The sequence below is a fragment of the Plantactinospora solaniradicis genome, from assembly GCF_042658085.1.
Taxonomy (GTDB): Bacteria; Actinomycetota; Actinomycetes; order Mycobacteriales; family Micromonosporaceae; genus Plantactinospora; species Plantactinospora solaniradicis.
This window is the reverse complement of sequence record NZ_JBHSPR010000016.1, coordinates 1-4,097: the sequence shown is the minus strand read 5'-3', so window position 1 is coordinate 4,097 and position 4,097 is coordinate 1. Positions and strand designations below refer to the sequence as shown.

At 69.7% G+C, this 4,097-nt stretch carries 1 protein-coding gene; it reads left to right on the top strand.

What is annotated here, in order from left to right; translation table 11 throughout:
- Window positions 1-4,097 (top strand): amino acid adenylation domain-containing protein (locus ACFP2T_RS19640; protein WP_377423873.1); only part of this gene is annotated, 4,097 nt, incomplete at both ends.

Here is a 4,097-nt window from a genome sequence, read left to right as displayed (position 1 = left end):
GGCGCGGGAGGCGTGGCGGCTGGCGTTGGCCGGCGCCGACGAACCCACCCTGGTCGCGCCGACCGGCCCGGCGGCGTCACCGGCCTTCTCACGGAGGGTGTTCGCGCGACCGGACACCGCACTGACGCGCGCCGTCGAGGACCTGGCCCGCGGGTACGGCCTGACGGTGAACACGGTCGTACAGGCGGCCTGGGCCGTGGTGGTCGGCCAGCTGACCGGGCGCAGCGATGTGGTATTCGGTGCCGCGGTGGCGGGTCGTCCGGCGGATCTGCCCGGCATGGAGAACATGCTCGGGTTGTTCATCAACACCGTTCCGGTACGGGTGCGGTTCTCGCCGGAGCAGACCGTCGCGCAACTGCTGCGCGATCTGCAGGCACAGCAGACGGAACTGCTCGACCACCAACACCTCGGACTGACCGAGATCCAGCGCCTCGCCGGAGCCGGCGCCTCCTTCGACACCCTGATGGCCTTCGAGAACTACCATGCCGGCGAGAGCGGCCCGCCCGAACCGCTGAGGCTCACCGAGTCCGACATCCGGGAGGCGACCAGCTTCCCCCTGACCCTCGACGTCGCGCCGGGCGGCGGCCTCCGGATGCGGTTGAGCTACCGGCCGGACGCTTTCGACGAGCAGACGGTCCAGGCCGTTCTCGACCGGTTGACGCGGCTGTTGTGGCAGATGGCGGAGCATCCGGACACTCGGATGAGCGGGCTCTCGACACTCGACCCGGCCGAACGGTCCCTGGTGGTCGAGCGGTGGAATGACACCACCACGCCGGTCCCGGCAGGCACCCTGGTCGAGCTGGTCCAGGCCCAGGTGGAGCGGTCCCCGGACGCGATTGCGGTCATCGACCAGGGACAGCGGTGGTCGTACGCGGGGTTGGACCGTGCCGCGGGACGAGTGGCCCGGGGACTGTCGGACCACGGCGTGGGTCGCGGCGACCTGGTCGGTGTGGTCATGGACCGGTCGGTTGAGCTGATCGCGGTGCTGCTGGGCGTGGTGAAGGCCGGTGCGGGCTATGTACCGGTCGACCCGGGGTGGCCCCCGGCCCGGGTGGGGCTGGTGCTGGCCCAGGTCGCACTCGTGGTGGGGGACCGGAACGTTCCCGAGGTGCCGGTGGTGCCGGCCGCAGCGCTGCTGGCCGGACCCGACGGCGATGTGGTGCCGCAGGTGTCCGCCGAGGACACGGCGTACGTGATGTACACGTCCGGATCGACCGGCGTCCCCAAGGGCGTGGCCGTCAGTCAAGGCGCTGTGGCGGCCCTGGTGACCGACTCGTGCTGGAGTGCAGCGGCGCGTAACCGAGTACTGATGCACGCTCCGCACGCGTTCGACGTGTCGACGTACGAGATATGGGTGCCGCTGGTGCACGGCGGCCAGGTTGTGGTGGCGCCGCCGGGGCGGATCGACGCCGGGCGGCTGGCAGAGATCATCCAGGCCCACGATCTCACCGCGGTACACGTGACGGCCGGTCTGTTCGGAGTGTTGGCGGAGGAATCCGCGCGGTCACTGTCCGGGCTGACCGAGGTGCTGACCGGCGGTGACGTGGTACCGGCAGGTGCGGCGGCGCAGGTCATGGCGGCGAACCCGGGACTCGCGGTGCGCCACCTGTACGGCCCGACGGAGGTGACGCTGTGCGCCACGACGTACGGGATCGAAGCGGGAGCCGAAGTGCCGGCGGTGCTGCCCATTGGTGGGCCCCGGGACAACACCAGGGTGTTCGTACTGGACGAGTTCCTTCGGCCGGTCGCGCCCGGGGTGGTCGGCGAGGTGTACGTGGCTGGTCTCGGCCTGGCGCGGGGATACGTGGGCAGGCCCGGATCGACCGCGGAACGGTTCACGGCCTGCCCGTTCGTGCGCGGAGCACGGATGTACCGGACGGGCGACCGGGCTCGATGGCGGGCCGATGGCCAGCTGCTGTTCGCCGGCAGGGTGGACGAGCAGGTCAAGATCCGTGGGTTCCGGGTCGAGCCGGGCGAGGTCGAGACGGTGCTGACCGGGCACGGGTCGGTGGGCCAGGCAGTGGTGGTCGTGCGGGAGGACCGGCCAGGTGACAAGCGGCTGGTGGCCTACGTGGTACCCGCCGACGGCGGGGTGGAGGCGGACGTACTCCGGGAGTTCGTGGCGGTCCGGCTGCCCGACTACATGGTGCCGGCGGCGGTGGTCGTGCTGGAGTCCCTGCCGGTCACGGTGAACGGGAAGCTGGACCGGGCAGCGCTGCCCGTCCCGGAGTCGGCCGGGCAGGCGGAGGGTCGGGCAGCGGCCACACCGACCGAGGAAGTGTTGTGCGGGCTGTTCGGCGAGGTACTGGGCGTGCAGCGGGTCAGCGCCGAGGTGTCGTTCTTCGATCTGGGCGGGGATTCCCTGTCGGCGATGCGGTTGATCGCGCGGATCCGCGCGGTGCTGGATACCGAGGTGAGCATCGGGGACCTGTTCACAGCGCCGACTGTTGCCGAGGTTGCCCGGCTGATCGACGGTGACGAGTCGGCCACGCAGGTGGCGTTGGTGCGTCGGGAGCGGCCTGAGGTGTTGCCGTTGTCGTTCGCGCAGCAGCGGTTGTGGTTCCTGAACCGCCTGGAGGAGGGTGATTCGGGCGCTGGTGCGGCGTACAACCTTCCCTTGGCGCTGCGGTTGTCCGGTGGTGAGGTGAACGTGGCGGCGCTGCAGGAGGCGCTCGCAGACGTCGCCGATCGGTACGAGAGCCTGCGGACGATCTTCCCCGACGACCACGGGAGCGCGTGTCAGCGCATCCTCGAGGGCGCCGATGGACGGCCGGCGCTGACGGTTGTGGAGACGACGGAGGACGGTCTGCCGTCGATGGTGGCGGAGCTTTCCGGTCGTGGGTTCGATCTGAGTGTTGATCTGCCGTGGCGGGTGTGGTTGTTGACCGTGTCGCCGGTGGAGTCGGTGTTGTTGATCGTGGCTCATCACATCGCGGTCGACGGTTGGTCGATGGGTCTGTTGGGTCGGGATCTGAGTGTGGCGTACGCGGCTCGTCGGCAGGGGAGGGCTCCGGGTTGGGAGCCGTTGCCGGTGCAGTACGCGGACTACTCCCTGTGGCAGCGTGAGGTCCTGGGCGACATCGACGATCCCGGCAGCCTGATCAGCGCCCAGATGGGGTACTGGCGGGAGGCGTTGGGAGGGGCGCCGCAGGAACTGCTGCTGCCCACCGACCGCCCCCGTCCGCCGGTGCCGTCATTCGACGGTGCCACGGTGCTCTTCGAGGTGGGTGCGGATGTCCACGTCGGGTTGGAGCGGGTGGCGCAGCGTGGTGGCGCGACGATGTTCATGGTGGTGCACGCGGCGTTGGCGGTGTTGCTGTCGCGGGTGGGTGCGGGTACGGACATTCCGATGGGTACGGCCATCGCCGGTCGTGGGGATGCGGCGTTGGATGATCTGGTCGGGTTCTTCGTCAACACGTTGGTGTTGCGGGCTGATCTGAGTGGGGATCCGTCGTTCGGTGAGGTGCTGGCCCGGGTACGGGAGGCGGACCTGGCGGCGTACGCGCATCAGGACCTGCCGTTCGAACGCCTGGTGGACGACCTCAGCCCGGTCCGTTCGCTGAGCCGCAACCCGTTGTTCCAGGTCATGTTCGCCGTACAGAACATGCCGACGGGTGGTGGGCGGTGGGAGCTGCCGGGCCTGCACGTGCGCCCGTTCGGTGGTGGTTTGCAGGAGACGGTTGCCCGATTTGATCTTTCGGTGACGCTGGCTGAGCGGCGTGATGACGAGGGCACGCCAGCGGGGCTGCTCGGGCGAATCCTCTTCGCCACTGATCTGTTTGACGAGTCGACTGTGCAGGGGTTGGCTGCTCGGTTGGTGCGGGTGTTGGAGCAGGTGGCGGCGGATCCGGGCCTGCGGCTCAGCGATATCGAGGTCCTGGACGACGCGGAACGGTCACTGGTCGTCGGCCGGTGGAACGACACGGCGGTGCGGGTTCCCGACCAGATGGTGCCGGAGTTGTTCGAGGCACAGGTCGCGGCGTCACCGGACGTGGTCGCGGTGCGCTGCGGTGCAGACGTGCTGACCTATGCCGAGTTGGACCAGCGGGCGAACCGGCTCGCCCGGTACCTGACCGGGGTGGGGGTGGGGGCGGAGT